This window comes from Microbacterium sp. LBN7 (assembly GCF_045690345.1).
Lineage (GTDB): Bacteria > Actinomycetota > Actinomycetes > Actinomycetales > Microbacteriaceae > Microbacterium.
The window spans coordinates 2757174-2780811 of sequence record NZ_CP147856.1 but is presented as its reverse complement, the minus strand read 5'-3'; the positions used below and the strand labels follow the sequence as shown (position 1 = coordinate 2780811).

26 protein-coding genes and 1 tRNA gene are annotated in these 23638 nt (G+C 68.0%); 11 read left to right on the top strand and 16 right to left on the bottom strand.

Annotation, left to right across the window (positions count from 1 at the left end):
* Positions 1-39 precede the first annotated feature (39 nt).
* Positions 40-366, bottom strand: a complete 327-nt coding sequence (locus tag LBN7_RS13355; protein ID WP_407359915.1) for a hypothetical protein — start codon at positions 364-366, stop codon at positions 40-42.
* A 101-nt stretch (positions 367-467) separates the two neighbouring features.
* On the opposite strand from LBN7_RS13355, the gene LBN7_RS13350 reads away from it, so the two are divergent.
* Complete coding sequence (locus tag LBN7_RS13350; RefSeq protein ID WP_116635491.1) at positions 468-1184, top strand: TetR/AcrR family transcriptional regulator C-terminal domain-containing protein; 717 nt, start codon at positions 468-470, stop codon at positions 1182-1184.
* A gap of 58 nt (positions 1185-1242) precedes the next feature.
* Entirely contained in the window at positions 1243-1575 is a 333-nt protein-coding gene (locus LBN7_RS13345) for an ATP-dependent DNA ligase (protein ID WP_116635490.1), read from the top strand.
* Between the two features lie 21 nt (positions 1576-1596).
* Here the strand turns inward: LBN7_RS13345 and LBN7_RS13340 are convergent, their stop codons facing one another.
* On the bottom strand, positions 1597-2583 hold the full coding sequence (locus tag LBN7_RS13340) for an aldo/keto reductase (protein ID WP_407359914.1): 987 nt from the start codon (positions 2581-2583) through the stop codon (positions 1597-1599).
* Between the two features lie 66 nt (positions 2584-2649).
* Between LBN7_RS13340 and LBN7_RS13335 the strand changes: the two genes are divergently transcribed.
* Positions 2650-2955 carry an NIPSNAP family protein gene (locus LBN7_RS13335; RefSeq protein ID WP_116635488.1) on the top strand — a complete coding sequence of 102 codons (306 nt, stop codon included), beginning with the start codon at positions 2650-2652 and terminating at the stop codon, positions 2953-2955.
* A 6-nt stretch (positions 2956-2961) separates the two neighbouring features.
* Here LBN7_RS13335 and LBN7_RS13330 read toward each other — a convergent pair whose 3' ends face one another.
* Together LBN7_RS13330 and LBN7_RS13325 are read right to left on the bottom strand one after the other, a co-directional pair.
* A complete protein-coding gene (locus LBN7_RS13330) occupies positions 2962-3285 on the bottom strand; it encodes a hypothetical protein (protein WP_407359913.1) in 324 nt (107 codons plus the stop codon).
* A gap of 144 nt (positions 3286-3429) precedes the next feature.
* On the bottom strand, positions 3430-4635 hold the full coding sequence (locus tag LBN7_RS13325; protein WP_407359912.1) for a trans-sulfuration enzyme family protein: 1206 nt from the start codon (positions 4633-4635) through the stop codon (positions 3430-3432).
* A 112-nt stretch (positions 4636-4747) separates the two neighbouring features.
* On the opposite strand from LBN7_RS13325, the gene LBN7_RS13320 reads away from it, so the two are divergent.
* Entirely contained in the window at positions 4748-5191 is a 444-nt protein-coding gene (locus LBN7_RS13320) for an Lrp/AsnC family transcriptional regulator (RefSeq protein ID WP_407359911.1), read from the top strand.
* Between the two features lie 55 nt (positions 5192-5246).
* On the opposite strand, the gene LBN7_RS13315 is transcribed toward LBN7_RS13320, so the two are convergent.
* Positions 5247-6641 (bottom strand): aldehyde dehydrogenase family protein, encoded by a 1395-nt coding sequence (locus tag LBN7_RS13315; RefSeq protein ID WP_407361723.1) that lies wholly within the window; start codon positions 6639-6641, stop codon positions 5247-5249.
* Between the two features lie 11 nt (positions 6642-6652).
* On the bottom strand, positions 6653-7708 hold the full coding sequence (locus LBN7_RS13310) for a homoserine dehydrogenase (protein ID WP_407359910.1): 1056 nt from the start codon (positions 7706-7708) through the stop codon (positions 6653-6655).
* 288 nt (positions 7709-7996) lie between these two features.
* Between LBN7_RS13310 and LBN7_RS13305 the strand changes: the two genes are divergently transcribed.
* Genes LBN7_RS13305 through LBN7_RS13295 form a run of 3 tightly spaced genes read left to right on the top strand, consistent with a single transcriptional unit; the run spans position 7997 to position 11385 of the window.
* Complete coding sequence (locus LBN7_RS13305; RefSeq protein WP_407359909.1) at positions 7997-9475, top strand: amino acid permease; 1479 nt, start codon at positions 7997-7999, stop codon at positions 9473-9475.
* Positions 9472-10599 carry an alanine racemase gene (gene alr, locus LBN7_RS13300; RefSeq protein ID WP_407359908.1) on the top strand — a complete coding sequence of 376 codons (1128 nt, stop codon included), beginning with the start codon at positions 9472-9474 and terminating at the stop codon, positions 10597-10599. The genes LBN7_RS13305 and alr overlap by 4 nt, the downstream gene beginning before the upstream one ends.
* 36 nt (positions 10600-10635) lie before the next feature.
* Positions 10636-11385 carry an IclR family transcriptional regulator gene (locus LBN7_RS13295; RefSeq protein ID WP_407359907.1) on the top strand — a complete coding sequence of 250 codons (750 nt, stop codon included), beginning with the start codon at positions 10636-10638 and terminating at the stop codon, positions 11383-11385.
* On the opposite strand, the gene LBN7_RS13290 is transcribed toward LBN7_RS13295, so the two are convergent.
* From LBN7_RS13290 to LBN7_RS13280, 3 genes are read right to left on the bottom strand one after another with little or no spacing between them, the layout of a single operon-like run.
* Positions 11382-12179, bottom strand: coding sequence for an IclR family transcriptional regulator (locus tag LBN7_RS13290; protein ID WP_407359906.1), 798 nt, complete (start codon positions 12177-12179; stop codon positions 11382-11384). The two genes, LBN7_RS13295 and LBN7_RS13290, sit on opposite strands and share 4 nt — an antisense overlap.
* Before the next feature lie 29 nt (positions 12180-12208).
* The gene (locus LBN7_RS13285; RefSeq protein WP_407359905.1) at positions 12209-13243 is read right to left on the bottom strand and encodes a methionine synthase; all 1035 of its coding nucleotides are present in this window, start codon (positions 13241-13243) and stop codon (positions 12209-12211) included.
* A 20-nt stretch (positions 13244-13263) separates the two neighbouring features.
* Entirely contained in the window at positions 13264-14256 is a 993-nt protein-coding gene (locus tag LBN7_RS13280; RefSeq protein ID WP_116635485.1) for a DUF1852 domain-containing protein, read from the bottom strand.
* A 122-nt stretch (positions 14257-14378) separates the two neighbouring features.
* Here LBN7_RS13280 and LBN7_RS13275 point away from each other — a divergent pair, with 122 nt between their 5' ends.
* Entirely contained in the window at positions 14379-15320 is a 942-nt protein-coding gene (locus LBN7_RS13275; protein ID WP_116635484.1) for a LysR family transcriptional regulator, read from the top strand.
* Between the two features lie 151 nt (positions 15321-15471).
* Here the strand turns inward: LBN7_RS13275 and LBN7_RS13270 are convergent, their stop codons facing one another.
* Complete coding sequence (locus LBN7_RS13270) at positions 15472-16419, bottom strand: LysR family transcriptional regulator (RefSeq protein ID WP_407359904.1); 948 nt, start codon at positions 16417-16419, stop codon at positions 15472-15474.
* Between the two features lie 106 nt (positions 16420-16525).
* On the opposite strand from LBN7_RS13270, the gene LBN7_RS13265 reads away from it, so the two are divergent.
* From LBN7_RS13265 to LBN7_RS13255, 3 genes are all read left to right on the top strand, one after another.
* Positions 16526-17338 carry an inositol monophosphatase family protein gene (locus tag LBN7_RS13265; RefSeq protein ID WP_407359903.1) on the top strand — a complete coding sequence of 271 codons (813 nt, stop codon included), beginning with the start codon at positions 16526-16528 and terminating at the stop codon, positions 17336-17338.
* Complete coding sequence (locus LBN7_RS13260) at positions 17254-18009, top strand: NADPH-dependent F420 reductase (protein ID WP_407361722.1); 756 nt, start codon at positions 17254-17256, stop codon at positions 18007-18009. The genes LBN7_RS13265 and LBN7_RS13260 overlap by 85 nt, the downstream gene beginning before the upstream one ends.
* 154 nt (positions 18010-18163) lie before the next feature.
* Entirely contained in the window at positions 18164-18361 is a 198-nt protein-coding gene (locus tag LBN7_RS13255; protein WP_407359902.1) for a hypothetical protein, read from the top strand.
* On the opposite strand, the gene LBN7_RS13250 is transcribed toward LBN7_RS13255, so the two are convergent.
* The 6 genes from LBN7_RS13250 to LBN7_RS13225 form a co-directional block, all read right to left on the bottom strand.
* A tRNA-Ser gene (locus LBN7_RS13250) sits at positions 18353-18443 on the bottom strand. The two genes, LBN7_RS13255 and LBN7_RS13250, sit on opposite strands and share 9 nt — an antisense overlap.
* Before the next feature lie 57 nt (positions 18444-18500).
* Positions 18501-19547 carry a hypothetical protein gene (locus tag LBN7_RS13245; RefSeq protein WP_407359901.1) on the bottom strand — a complete coding sequence of 349 codons (1047 nt, stop codon included), beginning with the start codon at positions 19545-19547 and terminating at the stop codon, positions 18501-18503.
* A 39-nt stretch (positions 19548-19586) separates the two neighbouring features.
* Entirely contained in the window at positions 19587-20426 is an 840-nt protein-coding gene (locus tag LBN7_RS13240; RefSeq protein ID WP_407359900.1) for an ROK family protein, read from the bottom strand.
* Complete coding sequence (locus LBN7_RS13235; protein ID WP_407359899.1) at positions 20423-21235, bottom strand: carbohydrate ABC transporter permease; 813 nt, start codon at positions 21233-21235, stop codon at positions 20423-20425. The genes LBN7_RS13240 and LBN7_RS13235 overlap by 4 nt, the downstream gene beginning before the upstream one ends.
* Complete coding sequence (locus LBN7_RS13230; protein ID WP_341947556.1) at positions 21225-22178, bottom strand: sugar ABC transporter permease; 954 nt, start codon at positions 22176-22178, stop codon at positions 21225-21227. Before LBN7_RS13230 ends, LBN7_RS13235 begins: the two co-directional genes overlap by 11 nt.
* Positions 22175-23584, bottom strand: coding sequence for an extracellular solute-binding protein (locus tag LBN7_RS13225; protein WP_407359898.1), 1410 nt, complete (start codon positions 23582-23584; stop codon positions 22175-22177). Before LBN7_RS13225 ends, LBN7_RS13230 begins: the two co-directional genes overlap by 4 nt.
* Positions 23585-23638: the final 54 nt, after the last annotated feature.

Here is a 23638-nt window from a genome sequence, read left to right as displayed (position 1 = left end):
ATCAATGTGGGCTTGCAGTGGACTCTGCTGGCCGCAACCTCAGTCGAGCTCGGACTCGCCGCCCGCGGGAGACTCGAGGAGCGGACCGGTGGGCGACTCGACACCGCGCGTCAGGTCCTGGAGGTGCCGCACGAGGTCGCCGTCCTCCAGCTCGGCGCCACGACCGACCACGCTCTTCGACACGATCTGGCTCGCTGGTCCGATCAGGAACTTGGCCGTGACGACCGAGCCGTCGTCCTCGCGAACCGGGATCTCGACGATCTCCGCGCGCACCTCGTCACCCAGCGCGCGGCCGTACGCCAGCAGGGCATCCGCGATCTCGTCGCCCGTCAGGAATTCCTCGCCGCCGTACATGATCAACTGCATGATCCCGTTCTACGTCATCGCCGCCCGAACCCCGCACCCCTTGCCCGGGAGCCGCGCTGCTGCTAGCGGCGGCAGCGACGCGATGCGAGTAGCGTTGGCGCATGCCGGAACGTTCGCGGGAGAAGCAGCGGGTCTCGTCGGCCGGTCGACTCAGTCGAGAGCTGATCGTCACGACGGCCCTCGGGCAGATCGACCGTGACGGCGCGTCGATCCTGTCGATGCGATCGCTCGCACAGGAGCTCGGCGTCGAGGCGATGTCGCTGTACCGCTACGTGCACGGCAGAGAGGATCTGCTGGAGGGCGTCGTCGCGCTCCTCATGGACGACCTGACGACGAGTCTCGATGACGAGCTGACCGAGCACTGGCAGGGCTTCCTGCAGACGCTGGCCCACCGCGTGCGGCGGATCGCGATCGATCACCCGCGGGCGTTCCCGTTGATCGCCACCCGCCATCCGGCCGCGCCCTGGCTGCGCCCGCCGCTCCGGAGCGTCGAGGTCGTCGAGATGTTCCTCCGCACGCTCATCGAGCAGGGATTCTCCGACCGGCAGGCGGTCGACACGTACCGCTCCTTCAGCAGCTTCCTCCTCGGGCAGCTGCTCCTGGAGTCCGCCGTGCGCGGTGCGGAGATCAGTCCTCTCGAGGAGACACTCGACGAGGGCGGCGCGGACATCCCGGAGAAAGACGGACAGGAGCAGGTCGACGACGACGCGCAGATCGTCCGACTCCGCCCGCTGCTGAGCGAGGACCGCAGCGACGAGGAGTTCGAGGCGTCTCTCGAGAGCCTGCTCGATCGTCTCAGCGGTGAGCTCTCGCAATAGGCTTACACTGTAATCTCACTTACGATGTAAGTCCGCAGAGCAGGAGTCAACACGCACGATGGGGCGATTCATCTACGAGGGCAGCGTCAAGACCGAGATCGAAGACCGCGCGCTGACCCACCTTCAGCTCGTCATGACCGCGAAGCTCCGCCGCGCGGAGCCGTTCAACTTCACGTGGCGCGAGGATCTCAGCGTCGGCGGCGGGCGCACGACCGTCTGGGTGCACGCGCGGAGCTCGCTCGTCTTCAAGTACAGCGGCAGCCGACAGCCGGCGATCAACCGCGAGTGGATCGAGGCTCTCGCCTTCACCGCGAACGCGCCGAGCGGTCTGTATCTCGTGCCGGAGCCCGCGGAGCAGAATCCGGCCGAACGGGTCGACGTCCCGACCTGAGCAGCGATCGCTCGCGACGGCCTACCAGGCGTAGGCCTCCGGGGCCTGGCCGCCGGGGCCGGGGAAGATCTCGTCGAGTCGGCCGAGGTCCTCTGCGGTCAGCGTGATCTCCAACGCGGACACGGCGGACTCGAGCTGCGCGACCGTGCGCGGCCCGATGATCGGACCGGTGACGGCAGGCTGGTGCAGCAGCCAGGCGAGGCCGAGCGCGGAGGGTGCCCAGCCCCGCTCCTTCGCGAACAGCTCGTACGCATCGACCTTGTCGCGGTGAGCGGCACGCATCTCGGCCGCCCTCCCCGTGTTCGATCGGGCGTTGGCATCCGATGATCCGCCGCTCAGCAGACCTCCGGACAGCGGCGACCACGGCAGGATGCCGAGGCCGTAGTTCTGCGCCGCGGGGATGACCTCGAGTTCGATGGAGCGCTGGGCGAGGTTGTACAGCGACTGCTCGCTCACGAGCCCGAGGAAGTGGCGCTGCTGCGCGATCTCGTTCGCCTGCGCGATGTTCCACGCCGCGAAGTTCGAGCTGCCGGTGTAGACGACCTCGCCTCGGGCCACGAGCACCTCCATCGCCTGCCACAGCTCCGGCCAGGAGATGTGGCGGTCGATGTGGTGGAACTGGTAGAGATCGATCCGATCGGTCTGCAGTCGGCGCAGCGAGCCGATCGCCTCCCGCCGCACCTGCCAGGCGGATGCGCCGCGTGCGTTGGGCCGGTCGCCCTTCGCATCAGGGGCGACCATCGGGGAATGCACCTTGGTCGCCAGGACGATGTCGTCGCGCACGCCGGGGCGCGCCGCGAACCACCGACCGATGATCTCCTCGGTCGCACCTCGGCCCGCCGAGCCGCCGTAGGCGTTCGCCGTGTCGAAGAAGTTCACCCCCAGCTCGAGGGCGCGATCCATGATCGCGAACGACTCCTCCTCCGAGGTGCGGTCACCGAAGTTCATCGTGCCCAGCACGATCCGTGAGACCGACGTACCCGTGCGACCCAGCTGCGTGTAGTCCATGGTTCCCGAGCCTATTGAGAATCGGGGCTGCGCGCGCCCCCTGCACCGCTCTGCGAGGATGATCGGATGATCACCGTTCACCTGCGCTATGAGATCGACCCCGACAAGCTCGACGACTTCACCGAGTACGGCCGCACGTGGATCCGGCTGGTCGCGAAGCACGGCGGCACCCACCACGGCTACTTCCTGCCGAGCGAAGGCGACAGCGATGAGGCCTTCGCGCTGTTCACCTTCCCCTCGCTCGCCGAGTACGAGGTCTATCGCACGGCGTCGAAGACCGATCCCGAGTGCGTGGAGGCGTTCGACTTCGCGCGCAGGACGCAGTGCATCCGCCGCTACGAGCGTCGGTTCCTCAGCCCGGTCTTCGACTGAAGCGCCCTAGGCGCCGCGCCTGACCGCTACCACCATCTCCTCGCCGCCTTCCAGGCTGGACCAGGAGGAAGCGTGGAGGTGAAGACCGAAACGGGCGACGACTTCGGTGATCATCCTCTGCACCCGCACGGTGCCGTTCTCGGTGAAGATGTCGTCGATCTCCACCTCGAACGCGTCGTAGGAGAGGGGTGCGCGAAGCGACTCGGCATCGGCGGCACCGATCAACTGCATGGGGTGCCGAGCGGGGGCACCGGGATCGGCGGGCTCACCGACCATCACGCGGAAGTAGTTGATGGCACGCTTGGCTGAGCCGCGCACGTCCTGCAGCATGGGAGCAGGCGCATCGCCCTGGCTCGGAAACATCGGGTCCATGGCCGTGCCTTTCGGTGTCACTTCAGGATGCCATGTCCTAAACCACCCGCGGAGCGCGCGTGAGCTGCACCCCGTCAGAATTTATGCAGCCCGTGCGGGCCGTCAACTCCCGAAGGTGGCGTCCAATGCCCCTCGCAGGTCGGCGAGAAGGTCGTCCGCGTCCTCGAGCCCGACGGACAGCCGCAGATGCCCGAACTTCCGGAACGGCTCGGGATACGTCGCGACGCGGCCCCCATCGGTCCCCGTGTGGACGATCAGCGAGTCGTCGTGCCCGAGGGAGAATCCGGACGTGATCAGCCGCAGGTTCGCCACGAACTGATTCTGCACATCGGGAGACCCCTTCACGGCGAAGGCCATCATGCCGCCGAAGCCGCGACCGCCGAACTGACGCAGGGCGAGGACGTGGTCCGGGTGGGATTCGAGGCCGGGGTACGCGATGTACTCCACGCGGGGGTCCGCATCGAGCATCTCGGCGATGCGCATCGCCGAGGAGAAGTGCTGGCGCAGCCGAAGAGGCAGCGTCACCGTCCCCCGCTGGATCTGCCAGGCGTTGAACGGCGAGATGATCCCTCCGACATCGACCATCGCATCGGCCTTGATGGGTTCGATGAGATCGCGTCGCCCGGCCACAGAGCCGCCCATCGCATCGCCATGGCCGTTGAGGTACTTCGTCAGGGAGTGCACGACCAGATCCGCGCCGTCGTGGAGGGGCCGGTAGAAGGGCGGCGGCGAGAAGGTCGAGTCGACCATGAGGATCGCGCCCGCGGCGTGGGCGATCTCCGCGACGGCGCCCACGTCGGCGACCTTCGTCGTCGGGTTCGCGATGGCCTCGATGCAGACGAGCCTCGTCTCGGGACGCATCGCCGCGCGCACCGCGTCGAGGTCGCTGATATCCACGAAAGTCGCTTCGAGACCGTAGCGCTGAGGCAGCAGCTCGGTCCACAGGCGCCAGGTGGCCTCGTACACGACGTCGCTCACGACGACGTGGTCGCCGACGCGCACATGCGTGAAGAAGACGGCGTGCAGGGCGGCGACCCCGGAGGCGAGTGCGACGGCGTCCTCGGCGCCGTCGAGCGCGGCGAGCTTCTGCTCGAGTGCAGCCTGGTTGACGCCGGTGTTGCGGGTGTACAGCCCCGGCGCGGTCGCCGACCAGCTGATCTCGCTCGGGTCGTCGGGCAGCTGGTAGGAGTTCGCCATGACGAGGGGCGTGCGCAGCGCCAGGGTCGAGTCGAGCTGGTTGCCGGCATGCACGGCCAGACTGAGGTCGGACAGCGTGTGCAGATCCTTGCGGTCGGGTCGAGCGCCCATGGTGTCTCCTTCGTTCCGCGCCGACATCGGCGCCCCATTCACTCTAAGGTGCATAATAGACACACGCAATTGCTAATACTGCATGAACAGCGCACAGTCTCAGGAGGTCCCGATGGAGCGGCTTCATCTCGATCAGATCGATCGCCAGATCCTCGCGGCGCTCACCGAGGACGCCCGCGTCCCTCTGGTGTCCCTCGCCGCGCAGGTGCATCTGTCGCGGAACGCCGTGAAGCAGCGGATGGAGCGCATGGAGAGGCAGGGCGTGATCGGCGGCTACAGCGTCGTCCCCGGACGCGCCGGCGCTTCCGCGGTGTCCGCCATCGTGCTGGTCTACCGCAGCGATCGGATGCGCGGCGGCGGCGTCGTCACGGAGATCGCCCGGATTCCCGAAGTGCGCAGGTGCGACGTCCTCTCGGGCGACTTCGATCTGCTCGTGACGCTGGAGGCCGAATCGATGGATCGGATCGGTGAGATCTGGGAGATGATCGCCGCCCTGCCGGGCGTGGCGAACACCGTGACGGCCGTCTCGCTGACCCGGGTGGTCGACCGGACATGACCTCGCGGAGAGGGAAGGCATCCCCCACGGACCCCTCCCCCTCCGCGAGGAGACTTCACGTGGTGATGCAGGTGACCTTCGGCTGCGTCATCTCCTCGTAGGCGAAACGCACCCCTTCGCGCCCCATGCTCCCGTACTTCGATCCGCCGAACGGCATGCTGTCGACGCGATAGTCCGAGGAGTCGTTGATCATCACCCCGCCGGCGTCGAGCGCCTCGGACACCCGCAGCGCGCGCGTGAGGTCACTCGTGAAGGCTGCGGCGTGAAGGGCGTAGTCGATGCTGTTCGCTTCGGCGACCGCCTGTTCCTCGGTGTCGAAGGGGCTGAGCACGACGACGGGCGCGAACGCCTCCTCGCTCCAGACCTCGCAGACGGGCGAGACGTTCTCCAGCGCCGTCGGCCAGTACACCGCTCCCTCGCGCCGATGCCCGGCGAGCACGCGCGCACCCGACCGCACCGCGTCGTCGACCACACGTTCCGCATGCGTCGCCGCCGCGACCGAGATCATCGGACCCACATCGGTCGATGGGTTGACGGGATCTCCTGCGCGCAGCGTCGAGGTGCGCGCGGCGAAGCGGTCGCGGAACTCGGCGTACACGGAGCGCTCGATGAGGATGCGCTGCGCACCGACGCAGTTCTGCCCTGCAGCCCAGAAGGCACCCGACACGCACGCCTCGACCGCGGCGGCGATGTCGGCATCCGCGAAGACCAGCACCGGGGCGTTGCCTCCGAGCTCCATCGCGAGCTTCTTGAGGCCCGCCGTGCGGGCGATCGCCTCGCCGGTCGCGAATCCCCCGGTGAACGACACCATGCGGATGTCGCGCACCGCCACGAGCGCCTGCGCCACATGCCGATCGCCGTGGACGACCGTGATGATCTCGTCGGGCAGTCCTGCCTCCACCAGCACGTCGACGAGGAACCGCGCGGTGAGCGGAGTGAACTGCGACGGCTTGAGGATCACGGAGTTGCCACCGGCGATCGCCGGGCCGAGCTTGTGCGCGACGAGGTTGAGCGCGTCGTTGTAGGGAGTGATCGCGAGGATCACTCCGAGCGGCTCCCGCGTGTACCAGCCACGGCGGTTCGCAGACCCTTCGTACGCGTCGAACGGGATGACCTCCCCGTCGAACGCGCGCGCCGTCTCTGCCGACAGCGAGATCGTGGTCACCGCGCGCCGCACCTCCTTACGCGCCTGGGTGATGGTCTTGCCCGCCTCGCGGACGATGAGAGCCGCAGCCTCCTCCGCCCGTCCCTCGAGGGTCCGAGCCGCACGATCCAGGATCCGGTGCCGCGCGAAACGGGACAGGTCACGGGAGAGCGTCGCGCCGAGGCGCGCGCGCGACATGATGTCGTCGACGTCGTCGACCGAGTGCTGCGCGAGGCGGGCGATGACCTCGCCGTTGTACGGGTCGAGCACCTCGAGCAGCGACGCCGACGTCGCCGGAGCCTCCATGGCGGGCGCGCTCACCGGAGCGCTCCCGCGAGCGACGCCTGGTGCGCGTCGATCGCGATGATGTCCGACAGCAGGGCGTAGGCGGTCTCGAGGCGCCCAGCGCCGGGGCCTGACATCGTGATGGCGCCGAGCAGATCGGTCGTGAACGCGATCGCGTTGGTCGCGCCGGAGATGCCGGCGAGCGGGTGGTCGGCGGCCAGCGAGAGCGGCTGGACGGATGCCGTCACCGCTCCCGCCTCATCGCGGTCGACCGTGCCGATGAGCTTCCAGTGCTCGCCCGCTGCCGCCGCCGCGATCACGTCGGTCGCAGTGATTCCGCTGATGCCGACCCGAGACACGTCGGCGGTCGTGATGTCCGCACCGAGCAGTTCGTTGGCGAGGATCACCACCTTCAGCTGCACGTCGGACCCCTCGATATCGGCCGTGGGGTCGGCCTCGGCATAGCCGAGCGCCTGCGCCTCGGCGACGGCATCCTCGAGCGACCTGCCGGATTCCATCTGGCCGAGGACGAAGTTGCTCGTGCCGTTGAGGATTCCCTGGACGCGGGTGATGCGCAGCCCCCGGAGGGTCTGCTGCGCGAGTCGCAGCACCGGGGTGCCGCTCATCACGGAACCCTCATACTCGAAGCGCACTCCGTTCTCTGCGGCGAGACGGTTGAGCGCGGTGCCGGCGAGCGCGACGGGGCCCTTGTTCGTGGTGGTCACGCTCTTGCCGCTCTCGAGCGCGGCGCGGACGTGCGAGATCGCAGGTTCGCCGTCGACCGGGTTCGTGAAGGTCGCCTCGACCACCACATCGGCCGTGGTGTGGCGGATGACGTATTCGTTGCGGGGCTCCGCATCTCCGCCGGGCATGCCGGCGAAGGTGTCGAGGCCTGTCATCGAGAGCACGGCGCCGAGGTCGATCCCGTCGCTCTGCATGAGCGATCCGAGACGCAGGTCGGTGATCGCGACGACCCTCAGGCCGAAGCCGAGGTCGGCGGCGAGGTCATCGCCCCGATCGCGGATGATCTCGGCGAGGGCGCGGTTGACGCCTCCGAAGCCGATGAGGGCGAGGTCGTGGTGAGTCACCGGGTTCTCCTTCTTCCGTGGGCTGTCGCACGCATCGCCGCGCCGACAGGTGTCCATCCTCGGCAGGGATCGTGTCCGTGCGCGCCTGGCAGAACGGCAGCGCGAGCTGACGGATCGTCGGCGCCTCGGCCGGATCGTCAGTACTCCCGACGGCGGGGAGGATTCCGACGCTGCACTCTTGCGGTCCCGATATGGGAGGGGATAGTGTCCCCCGCAGACCACCCACAGAATGCGTCATTGGCACATAGATGTGAATATGATGCACATACAACCCGATTGAGAGTTCCGATGACGCCTCTTCCCGGCGCGAAGCCCTTGCCCAACGTCCTGCCGAACACCACGGCCACCCAGGTGCCGCTGCGTCGCCTCCAGCGAACGATGGACGCTCGTCACCTGATCATGATCGCCCTCGGCGGCGTCATCGGCTCCGGGCTCTTCCTGAGCTCCGGGTACACGATCTCCCAGGCGGGTCCGCTCGGCGCGATCATCGCCTACCTGATCGGCGCCTTCGTCGTCTACCTGGTGATGGCATGCCTCGGCGAGCTCGCCGTCGCCTACCCGGTCTCCGGCGCCTTCCACATCTACGCGTCGCGGTCGATCGGTCCGGCGACGGGCTTCACCACCGCCTGGCTGTACTGGCTCTGCTGGGTCGTCGCGCTGGGGTCGGAGTTCACGGCATCCGGCATCCTCATGCAGCGCTGGTTCCCCGGAGTGCCGGTGTGGGCGTGGTGCCTGATCTTCGCCTCGGTGCTGTTCGTGCTCAATGCGATCTCGGCTCGCGTGTTCGGCGAGGCGGAGTTCTGGTTCTCGCTCGTCAAGGTCGTCGCGATCGTCGGGCTCATCGTGCTCGGCGGCGCAGCGATCTTCGGCTTCACGCCGCTGTCGGCCGAGCATCCGCCCGCCGTCCTGCTCTCCAACTTCGACACTCCCGGCGGCCTGTTCCCGAACGGCTTCAGCGGCGTGATCGTCACGGCTCTCGCCGTCTTCTACGCGTTCAGCGGGTCCGAGCTGATCGGCGTCGCCGCCGGCGAGACGAAGGACCCGGCGAAGAACATCCCGCGGGCTCTGCGCTCGACGGTGCTCCGGCTCGTCGTGCTCTTCGTCGGCGCGATCGCGGTCATCGCGGCGATCCTCCCCTATGAGGAGGCCAGCGTCACCAGCAGCCCGTTCGTCGACGTCTTCCAGTACGTGGGCGTGCCGTACGCCGCCGACATCATGAACTTCGTGATCATCACCGCCCTCCTCTCGGCGGGCAACAGCGGGCTCTTCTCCTGCGCACGCATGCTGTTCTCGCTCGCCGAGGAGGGCCATGCACCGAAGGCGTTCACGCGCCTCACGCGACGCGGTGTGCCGCTCATCGCGCTCAGCGTCAGCATCCTGATCGGGCTCGTCTCGCTTCTCACCAGCGTGATCGCCGCCGGCACCGTCTACCTGGTGCTCGTGTCGATCGCCGGATTCGCCGTGGTGGCCGTGTGGATGTCGATCGTCGCCTCGCAGTTCTTCCATCGCCGGAAGTTCCTCCGCGACGGCGGTCGCGTGCAGGATCTCGCCTACCGGACACCGCTCTACCCCGCGCTGCCCATCGTCGCCTTCTCGCTTCTGCTCATCTCGATCGTCGCGATCGCGTTCGACCCGAATCAGGTGGCCGCGCTCTACTTCGGCATCCCGTTCGTCGGAGCCTGCTACCTGTACTTCTGGTGGCGTCACGGTCGCAAGGGTGCACGTGCGGCGACCAGGGATCTCGAGGCGGATTCCGTCGAGGCATGACTGTTCCCGCGTCCGCCGGCGGGTGGGTGGAGATCGATCAGAGCGCCATCGCCCACAACGTCCGCACGATCCGCGCAGAGCTCGGCGAGGAGGTCGAGTTCTGCGCGGTCGTGAAGGCCGACGCCTACGGACACGGGACGGACATCGTCGCACCGCTGCTCGCCGAGCACGGCATCGGGGTCATCGGGGTGGCCTCCGGTGACGACGCCGCCACCGTGCGCGCGGCGGGCTTCACCGGCCGCCTCCTGCGCGTGCGGCCCGCGGGGCGGGACGAGGTCGAAGACGGCATCCGTTTCGGCATCGAGGAATGGATCGGCGGAGCGGAGCACGCCCGCATCGTCAGCGCGGTCGCCGCGGAACGGGGCGTCCGCATCCGCGCGCACCTCTCCCTCAACTCCACCGGCCTCAGCCGCGACGGTCTTGAGGTCGGCCATCCGCGGGGCCAGCGCTCGGCACGCCGGGTGCTGGCCGATCCGCGGCTGGAGTTCGCGGGGATCTGCGCGCATTTCCCGTGCGAGGAGATCGCGGATGTCGTCGAAGGGAGCGCACGCTTCGACAAGCAGTCGCGGGCCGTGCTCACGGGGGTCGAGACGGGGCCGATCACGCGGCACTGCGCGACCACGTTCGCTGCGCTGCGTGTGCCGCGATCCCGATTCGACCTCGTGCGCATCGGCGCCGGGCTCTACGGCGACACGGATGCGCTGGGAGGAGCACTGCGTCCGGCGATGCGTGTGGTGTCGCGCATCGCCGCGATCAACTCGTACTCCCGAGGAAGCACCGTCGGCTACGACCGCTGGCATCGACTCGACGCGGATACCCGGCTCGCGCTGATCCCCCTGGGGTACGCCGACGGGTTCCACCGCAGCCTCAGCGGCACCGGCGAGGTGCTCATCCGCGGACGGCGGGCGCGCATCGTGGACCGCATCGCGATGAACAGCTTCCTCGTCGACGTCTCGCACATCGCCGAGGCGGCTCCAGCCGATGAGGTCGTGCTCTTCGGTGCACAGGGCGACCAGGCGATCAGCTCGACCGATGTCGCCGAGGCGCACGGCAGCATCGCCGCCGACCTGTACGTCGCGTGGGGACGCCTCCTCCCTCGTCGCGCCGTTCCGGCCGCCGGATAGGATGAGCCTGATCGCACACCCGGAGGAGGTCGGCCCGTGGCGTCATCCTCGCTCGCACAGGGACTGAGCCTTCTCGACGCGGCGATCGAACAGGAGCGCCGCGCGCGACCAGGACTCAATGCGTCTCGTCTCGCCGAGCACACCGACATCGAGCGCAGCCGGGTCTCCCGGCTCACGCAGGAGCTGCGGGCGCGGGACTTCCTCCGCAGAGACGACGACGCCCGCTTCTCGGCCGGTCCCGAGTTCTTCCGCACCGCCGCCGCGCTCAACGTGTCCTGGCTCCGGGCGTCTCGGGTCGCCCTGCGCACCCTCGCCGCCCAGCTCGGCGTGAACGCGTTGATCACCGTCGCGGACGGACCGCGCGGGGTCCTGCTGCGCTTCGAACGGTCGGCTGACGGGTCGGACAGGTCCATCCGAGAAGGACTCGTGACACCGATCTGGTGCACCGGCGCAGGGCGTGCGCTGCTCTGGGACCACAGCGCCGAACAGCTCGACGCCCTCCTCGAGGATGTGCAGTTCATCGGCGTCGGCGGGCCGACAGCCGGGCGTTCGACCGAGGACGTGCGTGCGATGCTCACCCGCGATCGCGCCGAGGGCCTGATCTCGGCCTCGGAAGAGTATGACGAGGGCATCGACGAGTTCGCTCTGCCGATCCGGCGCGCAGGAGAGGTGGTCGCCTCGCTGGCGGTTCGCGGCCGACATCGCCCGAAGGGCGCGACGCGGGAGACCCGCGCGCTGCTCACGCAGTTCGCTCGCGAGCTGACGACGGCCGCCGACGAGTTCTAGCCCGACAGCACCGCGGAACCGGTGGCTCCGAGCTGTCGCGACAGATCCGCCGCCGCGGCCGCGCAGGCGGCTCCGCAGTCGGCCGTCCGCGGCTGGAGCGAGTCACGTGTGCCCACGACCTGGACGGCGCCGATGACCTCGCCGCGGAAGTCCCACACCGGCGCGGCGACCGAGTAGAGGCCCGGCTCGGCCTCCTGATCCACGACGGCGAACCCCCGCTTCCGGTCATCGTCGAGGCGGTCGAGGAAGTCATCGACCGAGGTCGGCGTGTTCGGACCCTGCGGCGAGAACTCCGTCGCGGCGAAGATCGCGCGGACCTCATCCGGGGAGGCGTCCCACAGCGAGGCGCGCCCGGCGTCGCTGCAGTACGCGGGATAGGAGCGACCGATCCAGGAGCCGATCATGCGCGAGGAGGATGGAAGGCTCTCGAGCGTCGTGAGCGTCGCATCGCCTTGGAGCACGCTGAAGAAGGTCGCCTCACCGAGAAGGGAGGACAGGTCCTCCAGCACGGCGAGGCCGTGCGTGGCGATGCGCTTGGACGAGAGGTCTTGCGCGGCGGCGTACCACCCCCAGGCGAGCGTGTACGAGCGGTCCGCCGCCCTCACCACCAGCCCCGACGCCTCGTAGGCCGCGAGCGAGCGGGACACCTGTGACCGCTCGCGGCCGAGAGATCGTGCGATCTCGAGGACCGTCGCCCTGCGCCCGTGGCGAAGGCAGTCCGTGAGCGCCGCGAGCACATCGAGACCGCGCCCCATGCTGCTCGACTTCGCAGTCGTGACGGGCGTCGGGGTCATAACAGGAGAGTACCGCGCACGGGTCGCTGTCAGTCCTTCGCAGCGAGTTCGTCACGAAGCAGGGCGGCGCCGGCGCTGAGCGCGCGCAGCTTCCCGCGTGCGACGTCGCGAGACAGCGGCGCGAGGCCGCAGTTCGTGCTCGGGATGAGCTTGTCCGCGTCGACGAAGCGGAGCGCGTTCCGGAGGGTGTCGGCGACCTCCTCCGGGGTCTCGATCGCGTCGCTGGCGACATCGATGGCTCCGAGCATGACCTTCTTGCCGCGGATGAGCTCGATGAGATCCAGGGGGACGTGCGAGTGGTGGCTCTCCAGCGAGATGGTGTCGATGCTCGAGCTCTGGAGCAGCGGGAAGGACTTCTCGTACTGGCGCCACTCCGCCCCGAGGGTCGCCTTCCAGTCCGTGTTGGCCTTGATCCCGTACCCGTAGCAGATGTGCACCACGGTCTCGGCGCGCAGCCCTTCGGCCGCCCTCTCGAGCGCCGCCACGCCCCAGTCCTGCACGTCGTCAAAGAAGACGTTGAACGCCGGCTCGTCGAACTGGATGACGTCCACCCCGGCCGCCTCGAGCTCCTTCGCCTCCTGATTGAGGATCGTCGCGAACTCCCACGCCAGCTTCTCGCGGCTCTTGTAGTGGCGATCGTAGAGCGTGTCGATCATCGTCATCGGACCGGGAAGCGCCCATTTGATGGGCTGATCGGTCTGCTGGCGGAGGAACGTCGCATCCTCCACGAACACGGGCTTCTCGCGGCTCACGGCGCCGACGACCGTCGGCACGCTGGCGTCGTAGCGGTCGCGGATCCGGACCGTCTCCCGCTGGTCGAAGTCGACGCCGGAGAGGTGCTCGATGAACGTCGTCACGAAGTGCTGGCGGGTCTGCTCCCCGTCGCTGATGATGTCGAGGCCGGCCTGGTGCTGCTCCTGGACGGTGATGCGGAGCGCATCCTGTGCACCCTCCGCCAGGGCGTCGCCCTGCAGCTTCCACGGAGACCAGAGAGTCTCCGGTGCGGCCAGCCAGGACGGCTTCGGCAGGCTGCCGACGATCGAGGTGGGAAGAAGCGTGTTCATGGTCGGCGATTCTCCGTCAGTCATCCGACAGGAACGAGGGAGCCGGCGGCCCACCGCTCGAGCAGGTCGCCGTGCGGCTTCATGAGGTGCTCGTCCGCATACTTCCCCTGCTCGGTCGCGAGCCGGCTGCGCTCGTCGCGGTCGTAGGCGATCTTCGTCACCGAGTAGTCCTGCTGCTCGAGGGTCGGCTGATAGACGCTCGCCGCTGCCGAGTTAGCGTTGTAGATCTCCGGCCGGTAGATCTTCTGGAAGGTCTCCATCGTGCTGATCGTGCCGATGAGCTGGAGGTTCGTGTAGTCGCCGAGCAGATCGCCGCGGAAGTAGAAAGCCAGCGGCGCGACGCTGCCGCGCGGCATGAAGTACCGGACCGAGAGCCCCATCTTGCCGAAGTAGGCATCGGTCAGAGAGGGGTCCTTCTGCTCGTACTCCACGCCGAGGATCGGGTGATGGTTCTCGGTGCGACGGTAGACCTTGCTCGTCGAGACGCTGATGCAGATCACGGGCGACACCGTGAAATGCTCCCGATAGGTGTCCGAGTCGAGGAAGTGCTGGAAGAGCTTGCCGTGCAGGTCGCCGAAGTCATCCGGAACGCTGAACCCTCCTGCAGCCGCGCTGGCCGCCGGCAGCCGCACGCTGAAGTCGAAGTCGCGGACGTAGGACGAGAAGTTGTTCCCCACGATCCCGTGGCTGCGCCGTCCGGTGAGACGGTCGACGATCTGGATGTCGAGGACCTCGAGCAGCGGGAAGTCCTGGTCCTCACCGTCGGCGGCGAACTGCACCGCCACCGAGACGATCTCGAGTTCGAGGGTGTAGCGGTCCGCGTTCGGGTTGTCCCAGTGCGCCAGATCGTTGAACCGGCGGTCGATCATCGTCAGGGCGTTGCGCAGATTCTGCTGACGATGCTCCCCCCGCGCCAGGTTGGCGAAGTTCGTGGTGATCCGCGAGTTCTCCGATGGCGTGTAGTCCTCGTCGAAGCGGGTCGTCGTGATGCGGAACGTGAAGTCGTCTGCCATGAGGGGCCAATCGGGGGTGGTCGGCCGGGCTCGGCCTCACGGAAAGGTGTCCCTCCATCGTGCGCCCAGAGTGCCCCCATCGAGTAATGCGCGGTGACTATGCCGTGCCATAGGCTGTCGCTATGGCACGGCGCTCGAGCGGCATCACTCTGCAACAACTCACGTACTACATCGAGGTCGCCGCGGAGGGGTCGATCAGCGCTGCCGCCGACCTGCTCTACGTCGCCCAGCCCACCATGTCCGCGGCGATGAAAGACCTCGAGAGCAGGGTGGGGCGCGCGCTCCTCCTCCGCTCGGCCCGCGGCGTGACGCTCACCACCGACGGCGTGGAGTTCCTCGGATACGCGAGGCAGGTCGTCGAGCAGGTGGCGCTCCTCGAACAGCGATACCTCGGTCGGCCGCCGTCACGACGTCTGCTCGGGGTGTCGACCCAGCACTACTCGTTCGCGGTCGACGCGCTCGTGCGGATGGTGAAGGCGACCTCGGCGGACGAGTACGAGTTCTCGCTGCGCGAGACGCGGACGTGGGACATCATCGAAGACGTCCGCACGCTCCGCAGCGAGTTGGGGATCCTCTACCGGAACGACTTCAACCGCAGCGTGATCGACAAGCTCCTCCGCGACTCCGGGCTCGCGTTCCATCCGCTCTTCGTCGCGGAGCCGCACATCTTCATCTCCCGCAAGAACCCCCTCGCCGCCCGAGATCACGTGACGCTCGCCGATCTCGCCGACGTGCCGAGGCTCACCTTCGACCAGGGCGCGAACAACTCGTTCTACTTCGCCGAGGAGATCCTCTCCACCCTCTCGAGTTCGCGGGACATCCGCGTCTCCGACCGCGCGACCATCTTCAACCTCATGATCGGACTCGACGGCTACACCATCTCGACGGGCATCATCAGCGACGACCTCGACCCCGAGATCGTCGCCATCCCGCTCGAGGTCGACGAGCACATCGAGATCGGCTGGATCGGCCACTCCGCGATCCCGCTGACAGAGCAGGCGCAGCGCTACCTCGCCGAGCTGCGGACGGTCGTCTCCGGTTTCGGGGTGGAACTGCTCGGCTGAGATCGCTCGGCCATCGTCGGCGAAGACCGAGCGATCTCGTGCGACTCGCCTCATGACGTCAGCGACGTCGGACCGTCGGAACCGGGTGTCCACCACGTCGCGCATGCTCTCGCTCCGCGACAAGTAGGGATTGGGGTCTTGTGCAGAGGCTTCAACCGCTGGCTGAGCTGATCACTCTCTCGCGGACGCCGTCGGGTGAGCCATCCAGCACTCCGAGGACCTCGTCCCGCACTACCTGACGCAACCACCCGTGCGCCAGGTCAGACGAGAAGCGCTTCGGCCACGCGAGCACGACGGGAACGGTCGGCAGCTCGACCGGAAGAGCGAAGCCGCGCAGTGCACCATCCGAGACCAGACGTCCTGCGATCACGGACGGCACGGTGACGACGGCATTCGTGTCGCGGACGATCTCGAGAGCTCCAGCCGTCGACACCAGGGATGCGACGACACGACGGCGGCGATGCGTCGCGGCGAGCGCAGTGTCGACCGAGTCCTCGAATCGGCCACGCCGCGACACGATGACGTGCGGCACAGACGTGTACGAGTCGAGATCGACATCCCCGCTCAGGAGCGGGTTGTCTCGTCGGGCGAGGCCCACCAGCCGATCGTCGGCGACATGTTCGAAGGCGATGTCCCCGGGCCCGGATGCCGCGGACCCGATCTCGAGATCGATGAGCCCGCGCCCGAGGTCAGTGGTGTCGAGCGACGCCTCGCCGAGGAAGCGGAATCGGATGCCGGGCGCGACCCGGCTCACATGATCGATGAGAGCGGGCGCAAGCGCCGACGTGAGAGCGTCGTGACAGCGGAGGGCGAAGGTGCGCTCGAGGCCGGCGACATCGAGTTGCACCTCCGGCGACAGGACCGCCCGAGCCCGGAGGACGAGGGAGCGCACCTCCTCATGCAGCTCCTGGGCCCGGGGGGTCGGCAGCATCGTCCGGCCGGACCGCACGAGGATCGGATCCCCCGTGGCCTTGCGGATCCGCCCCAGCGTACGGCTGACTGCCGGCTCCGAGAGGTGCAGCCGCTCGGCCGCCCCCGTCACGCTCTGCTCGTCGAGCAGAGCATCGAGCGCCGTGAGCAGATTCAGATCCAATTGCATGCAGGTAATTCTACCTATGCATGGATTGTCTTTGACGTTATACCCGAGCGGTCGTAACTTCGGACGAGGCTGCGCAAGGCGTCGCCACAGAAGGAAGGGCAGAAAGATGATCGACAACACTCCCGGGGAAGAGGATCGCGAGATCCTCGCGCGGATGGTCGAGGCGGTGCAGTCCGCCGGCAACGTGTTGCTCCAGCGTTATTCTCCCGCCGCCCGCATCAGCGACGGAGAGTCGCTGCTGGCGGCCATCGACGCGAACGACGAGGCATCGACAGCAGTCCTCCGCCCCGCCCTCGAGCACGCACGGCCGTTCGCCGGCTGGGATGACGATGAAGAGGGTACGGGGCCCCTCGGCGCCGGCGAATGGTGGATCACCGATTCCGCTGAGGGTAACGTCAATCACATCCACGGCTCCTCGGGTTGGGCGGTGACCGCCACGCTCGTGCGCGACGACGTGCCCGTACTCGCCGCCGTGCACGTCCCTCTCACCGGCGAGACCTACACCGCCGCACAGGGCGGCGGCGCGTTCCTCGACGGCGCGCCGATGAGCGTCTCGCAGAAGACAGACCTCGCCGCAGCTCTCGTCGCCACGGGGCAGGCGAAGCCCGGCGAGGACCCGCGCATTCGCCGCCTCCTCAGCACTTCGATCGACGCGCTGCTCGACCGCGCACTCCTCGTGGCCGCCGCAGTCCCTGCGACCCTGCAGATCCTCCCTGTCGCCTCAGGGCACACCGATGCGTTCTGGCAGTACGGCCAGATCCGCTCCGGACTCGTCGCCGGCGCTCTGCTCGTCCGTGAAGCCGGAGGTGTCGTGCTCGACGCACGAGGCGCGGACTGGACCCTCGACAGCGACGCGTTCGTCGCAACGACACCTGCCCTCGCTGCTTCGATGACCGCCGCGCTCTCGGCGATCTCCTGACCGCACCCGACCAGACACGAAAGAAGACACACATGAACAGCATCACCATCCTCGGCTCCGGACGCGTCGGAACCGCGCTGGCCACCGCGCTCTCCCGCAACGGCGCCGAGGTCGTCATCGGAACCCGCGACCCCGAGCGAGTCCGCACCGAGTGGGCGGGAACCGACGTCGAGGTGTCGGACACCCACGACGCGCTCCGTCGCTCCGACGTGGTCATCAACGCCACCCCCGGCGACACCAGCCTCGAGCGCTTCACCGCCCTCGCAGACCAGCTGTCCGGCAAGATCCTCGTCGACGTCTCCAACGCCACGACGAGAGGCGCCGACGGAATGCCGGGCGGCCTCGTCTATCAGGAATCGAGCCTGGGCGAGCTGCTCCAGCAGGCGCTCCCCGATGTAGCCGTGGTCAAGACGCTGAACACGATGCTCTTCTCGGCGATGGGCTCGCCCGCCAGCCTCGGCTCCACCCCGACGGTGTTCCTCTCCGCGGACGACCACGAGGCCAAGACACGGGTTCGCGAGATCCTCGCTCTGCTCGGCTGGGACGACGCCTGGATCGTGGACCTCGGCGGGATCGGTACCGCGCGTGGCACCGAGGCGTTCGCGCTCCTGGTGCCCAGTCTGCTCGGCGCGCTGGGGTTCGCGCCGTTCGCGCTCTCGATCGCGCGCTGATCCGGCGCTGGCCAGGAGGGCGATGCGGCACCGCTTCTACGTACCGTATCGCCCCGTCACACCTGGGAGAGTGCATGGGCCGGATCCATCCGTGACGCCCGGATCAACGGCCCCACGACGGCGATCACGCGCCCGATGCCCTGCCGATACCGCCGTGAACATCGTGTTCGCGATCCCGAAGGCGGAGAGCACGGCCAAGTACAACGCGGCTCTCACTGTGAGCGCCGACCAGAAGCTCCTCGACAGGATCTCTGACAAACGGGTGGCTCTGATTCTGACCGCGTTGAACAGTGGTCCGGAGTGCGCGACACGGAAAAACCCCCTCACGAGGAGGGGGTTTCCATGGCGGTGACGGTGGGATTTGAACCCACGGTAGGGGGTTACCCTACACAACTTTTCGAGAGTTGCACCTTCGGCCGCTCGGACACGTCACCGCGGAATAGCTTACGCGAGACCGGCCCGCCGCGCGAATCCGCGAGTCGACCGGATGCTCACCAGGCCGCGGCGACCTCGGCGTGGGTCCGCAGGATGCCCTCGGTCGAACCGGCCGGAGCCCGCCCGATGCCGCACTCGGTCGCGACGCCGAACTCGGGCGCGAAGCGCAGAGCCGCGGCGATCCGCCGCGCCGCCCCCTCGGCCCCGTCCTCTCGGTGCACGAGCCCCAGGTACAGCTCCGAGACCGGGACCAAAGACGCGAGCGGCGCGAAGTACCCCTCGTCGTCACGGGCGATCGGCACGGGCAGGTGCAGCCACGTGATCTCCCGAGCGGATGCCGCCACCACCGCGTTCGCGTAACCGACGAGGTTCCCGGCATCCGTCGGCTCGACGAAGTGCTTCTCCCCCGCGTCGCCGTAGCAGAGGTGCACGCCCACCTCGACATCGCTCGGCACCGCGTCGACCAGCGCGGCCAGACGCGAGACGAGGCCGTCGAACGGATCGCCCGGCCACCACGCCTCCATGACCGCTCCATAGCCGGCGGCGCGTTCGATGATGCCCATCTCGCTCGCGACATCCCACTGCACGGCGAGGTCGTCGTGCGGGATGGCGGCGAGGATCTCGTCGAGCTCGCGCAGGATCGCTGCCGTGTACACCGGCTCGATCGCCGCGCGGTCGTCGCCGTGGAAGAACGACGAGATCACGGCGAGCGGCGTCGGCAGCGAGACCTGGAAGCGGATGCCGGTCGGCACGGCCCCTTCGTCACGAAGGCGCGTGAACACGGCATACGAGTCAAGAGCGGCCGAGGCGTAGCCGAGCGGCGGAAGCTCGATCGCGGCGGCATCCGCTCCCTCCACGATGCGCAGACCCCGGGCGTCGATGCCAGCCGGGAAGGGGATCGGCTGGTCGCCGACGCGCTCGATTCCGTCGGCCTGTCCGATCACGTCGGGCTGGAACATGATCCAGTGGAACCGCTTCCCGACCTCGCCGTCGGGAAGGCGTCGCAGGTGCGATCCGAGCATCGCAGCGGCCGTGCGCATCGTCGTCTCGGCGTCGTCGTAGTTCACGCTGCCCACGAGGAGGGCTCCCTGCGGCTGAGTCATCGCTCCAGAATATCGGCGAGCAGTCGGCGAGCTTAGTGATCACTCGGCGAGCGTCGTCGCCAGGTGAGCAGCGCCGACGCATCCGGGTTGATCCAGCTCTGCCTGCACGAAGACCACGGGCGCGCCCATCGGATCGGGTTCCGCGAAGGCCTCCCGCAGCGCTGGCGCGAAGTCGTCGAAGTTGGCGCTGACGCCGCCGCCGAACACGATCGTGTCGGGCGCGTATGCGCGCGTGACGTTGCGAACTCCACGGGCGAGCACCTGACCGTAGTCGTCCCAGCGGATGCGACCTTCGGTGATCCAGTACTTCGGGATGCTACTGCCGCTGCACAGCTCCTCCCAGCATCCGACCTGGCCGCAGTAGCAGCGGTCGACTCTTTCCAGCGAGCCGTTGCCGATCAGCAAGTGGCCACCTTCGGGATGGAAGGCCGCGGCTCCCCGCAGCGCACCGGTCGCACGCGACACCACGGCGACCCCGATCCCGGTGCCGAGCGTGACCATGGCCATGACCTCGGCCTCGCGGCCCGCGCCGTGGGCGAACTCCCCGAACGCCGCGCCCATCGCGTCGTTCTCCACCACGACGGGTCGGCCGAGTGCGGTCTCGACCTCGTCGACCCACGATGTTCCTGACCAGTCCGGCAAGGTGTGGGAGTTGTGCACGATCCGCGTCCGCACGTCGACCGGGCCTGTGATCGCCATTCCGACAGCGGCGACATCCTCATCCATCGCCACCTCACGGATCAACGCGAGCATCGCCTCGGCCGGCCGCTCGCCCGGACCCAGCGTTGCAGGACGCACGACCGTGCGGACCTCCGCAGCATCGTCGAACAGCGCAGCACGGATGTTCGTGCCGCCCACATCGACGCCGATGACTCTCACTTCCCCGTTCCTGCCGTCAATCCGCTGACGATGTGCTTCTGCGCGAAGATCGCGAAGATGATCACCGGAGCCATGGCCAGCAGCGACGCCGCGGCCAGCTGATCCCACTGGATCGAAGCGTAACCCTTGTACGCGGCGATCGCGATGGGCACGGTCGGGTTGTTCAGCGTCAGCGAGAGGGCGAGGGTGACCTCGTTCCAGACCGTCACGGCGATGAGCACCGCGGTCGTCGCGATCCCCGGACGCACGATCGGAAGGTACACCCGCGTGAGGGTGACGAACCGGGACGCGCCGTCGATGCTGGCGGCCTCGGCGAGTTCAGCCGGCACCTCTTCGAAGAAGCGCAGCAGCAGCCACATCGCGAGCGGCACCATGAACACCTGGTACGCGAGCGCCAGACCGAACGCGGTGTCGTAGAGACCGACGTTCTGCAGCAGCGCGAACATCGGGATCGCGATCAGGAAGTCGGGCAGCAGGTAGGCCAGCAGCAACCAGACCACGAGGCCCGACTTCCTCCGCACGCGGAACCTCACCAGTGCGTAGGCCGCGGGTACTGTCACGAGCAGCGAGAGCACGACGGTGAGCGCGACGACGATCACGCTCATCACCATCGAGCCGACGAAGTCGCTGTTCTCCCACACGGCGGCGAATGCCTCGAACGAGGGAGCGGCGAAGAAGGTCGGTCCGCTCCCGGACGCGGTGTTCTGCGTCGCGAGATTGAGCGTCCAGACGAAGGGGAAGATCGTGGCGATCACGGCCACGGCGACGAAGACGCCGCGCACGATCCTGCCGGAGAGACTAGAGCGCACGGCGTCCTGCCTTTCGGATCAGACCGACGACCGCGAGCACCACGACGATCAGCAGCGTGTACGTGATCATCATGGTCATGCTCTCGCTCATCTTGAACTCGCGGAACGCGGTGCGGTAGGCGAGCATCTGGGTGAAGTCGGTGGACTGGGCAGGGCCCCCGTTCGTGGTGCCGAACGCGAGGGCGAAGACCTTGAGGCAGTCGACGGTGCGGATGGCCGCGACCGTGAGGATGATCGGCACCATCATCGGCAGCGTGAGGAACCGGAAGCGCTGGATCGCATTCGCGCCGTCGACGTGCGATGCCTCGAACGGCTCCTTCGGCAACCCGGCAAGCCCGGCGCTCAGGATGATGAAGACGAATCCGGTCTGCCACCAGGTGTCGATCCCCGCCAGCGCCGGCAGCGCGGTGGTCGCCGAGCCCAGCAGGTCGACACCCGGGAGTCCGACCTTTCCGAGCAGGAACGGGATGACGCCGAGCGTCGGGTCCAGCATCACCTTCCAGACGAGTGCGACGACCATGCCCGAGACCATCAGCGGGAGGATGAAGACCGTGCGCAGCCAGCCCAGGCCGCGCGTCATCGACTGCACGGCCATCGCGATCGCCAATCCGAGCACGATTTCGAACGCCACCGCGAGCAGAGTGAAGAGCGCGGTGCGGAACAGCGACGCCCAGAACTCCCCGTCACCCAGCAGGGCGATGTAGTTGTCGAGCCCCACGAAGTCGAAGCGCGATCCCCAATTCCAGTTGAACAGGCTGAGGGAGAGCGAGTAGACGATCGGCACGATCGAGGTCATTCCCAGCAGGACGATCATCGGTACCAGGTAGAGCGACGCTCCCCTGCCGGATGCCGGCCGTCGGGGTGCCTCGCGTCGGGGCGCAGCCCCGGGGCGCAAGCCGCCCCGGGTGCTGTCGGCCGTGACGAGGAGCTCGGTGGAGGTCATTCGAGCGCCGATTTCATCTGCTCGTTCGCGCGCTCGAAGGTCTGCTCCGGATCGTCGCCGTTCGCGACCGCCAGGATGCCGTCGACGATCACCAGCACGCCCGGCTTCCAGTTGGCACGGAGCACCGCCGTCGTTCGGGCGGTCGCGGCGACATCCGTCGTCACGTCGATGAACTCCGGATTCAGGGATTCCAGATACGCGGCGTCGGATGCCGAGGACTGACGCGGCGCACCACCCGTGTACGCACCGAGCTTCGCGGTCATCTCCTTGTTCGTCGCCCACTGCAGGAACATCCAGCTGGCGCCCTTGTTCTCGGCGTTCTTCGCCATCGCGAGCCCCCAGGACCACACGCCGGCACTTCCCTCGACATCGCCGGCAGGAATCGCCGCGTAGCCGACCTCGCCGCTCACGGTCGAGGTCTCCGGGTCTTCGAACCCGGGACCGAACACGCTCGCGTCGATGAAGAAGGCGGCCTTCCCCTGCGCGAAGAGGCTGGTGGCGTCCGGCCAGTCGAGGTTGAAGCGGTTGCTCGGGCCGGCGGCGATGAGGGAGGCGTAGTCCGAGAGCCCCTTCACGATCGAGGGATCCGTGAGCCGCGGGTCGTCCCACGACCCGTCGAACCAGACGTTGAACGGCGCCTCGATCTCGCGATCGAGCGGCCACTGGTTCAGCACCATGCCGGTGATCGTGTCGCGAAGCCCGTCCGAGCGCACGCCGCGGACCACGGAGCCGAAGACTTCGCCGTCGCCTTCCGCGGTGATCTTCTCCGCCGCGGCGATGAGGTCGTCCATCGTCTCCGGAACCACTCCGCCGAGGTAATCGTCGACGATCTGCTTGTTGTAAAAGAGGATGTACGACTCGGTCGCGATCGGAACCTCGTAGACCTGCGCATCCGCGTCACCGGCCGGGAATCGCCCCGGATCCACGAGGCCCGAGGGGAAGTCGTCGAAGTCGTATTCCTCGCTCGTCAGCGACGAGTTGTCCAGGTACGGCGTCAGCGGCTCGATCAGGTCGGCGTCGTACTGCGTGGCGGCGAAGTCGTCCATCGGCAGCATGTAGACGCCCGGGGCCGAGCCGGACCGGACTGCCTGCTCGACCTTGGCGGTGTAGAGATCCTCGGAGTAGGTGTTGAGGGAGACCTCGATCCCGGTCAGCTCCTCGAACTCCGCGAGGTGCTCCTTGATGCCGGTGGTCCAGGGATGCTCGTTCAGCATCACCGAGATCTCCTGGCCGTCGTAGCGCTTCCAGTCGAACTCTCCGGAGGCATCGGCGACATCGTCGGATCCGGAACCCCCTCCCATCCCCGCGCTGCAGCCGGTGGCGGCGAGAGCGAGTCCGGTGAGGGCTGCGACGGCCTGCAGTGCCCGTCGCCTGTTGGCTGGATACAGCCTGGTGCGTGCGTTCATCGGTGAACTCCTGTTCGGGTCGGGTCGGGTCGGGTCGGGTCGGTGCGGAGTGGA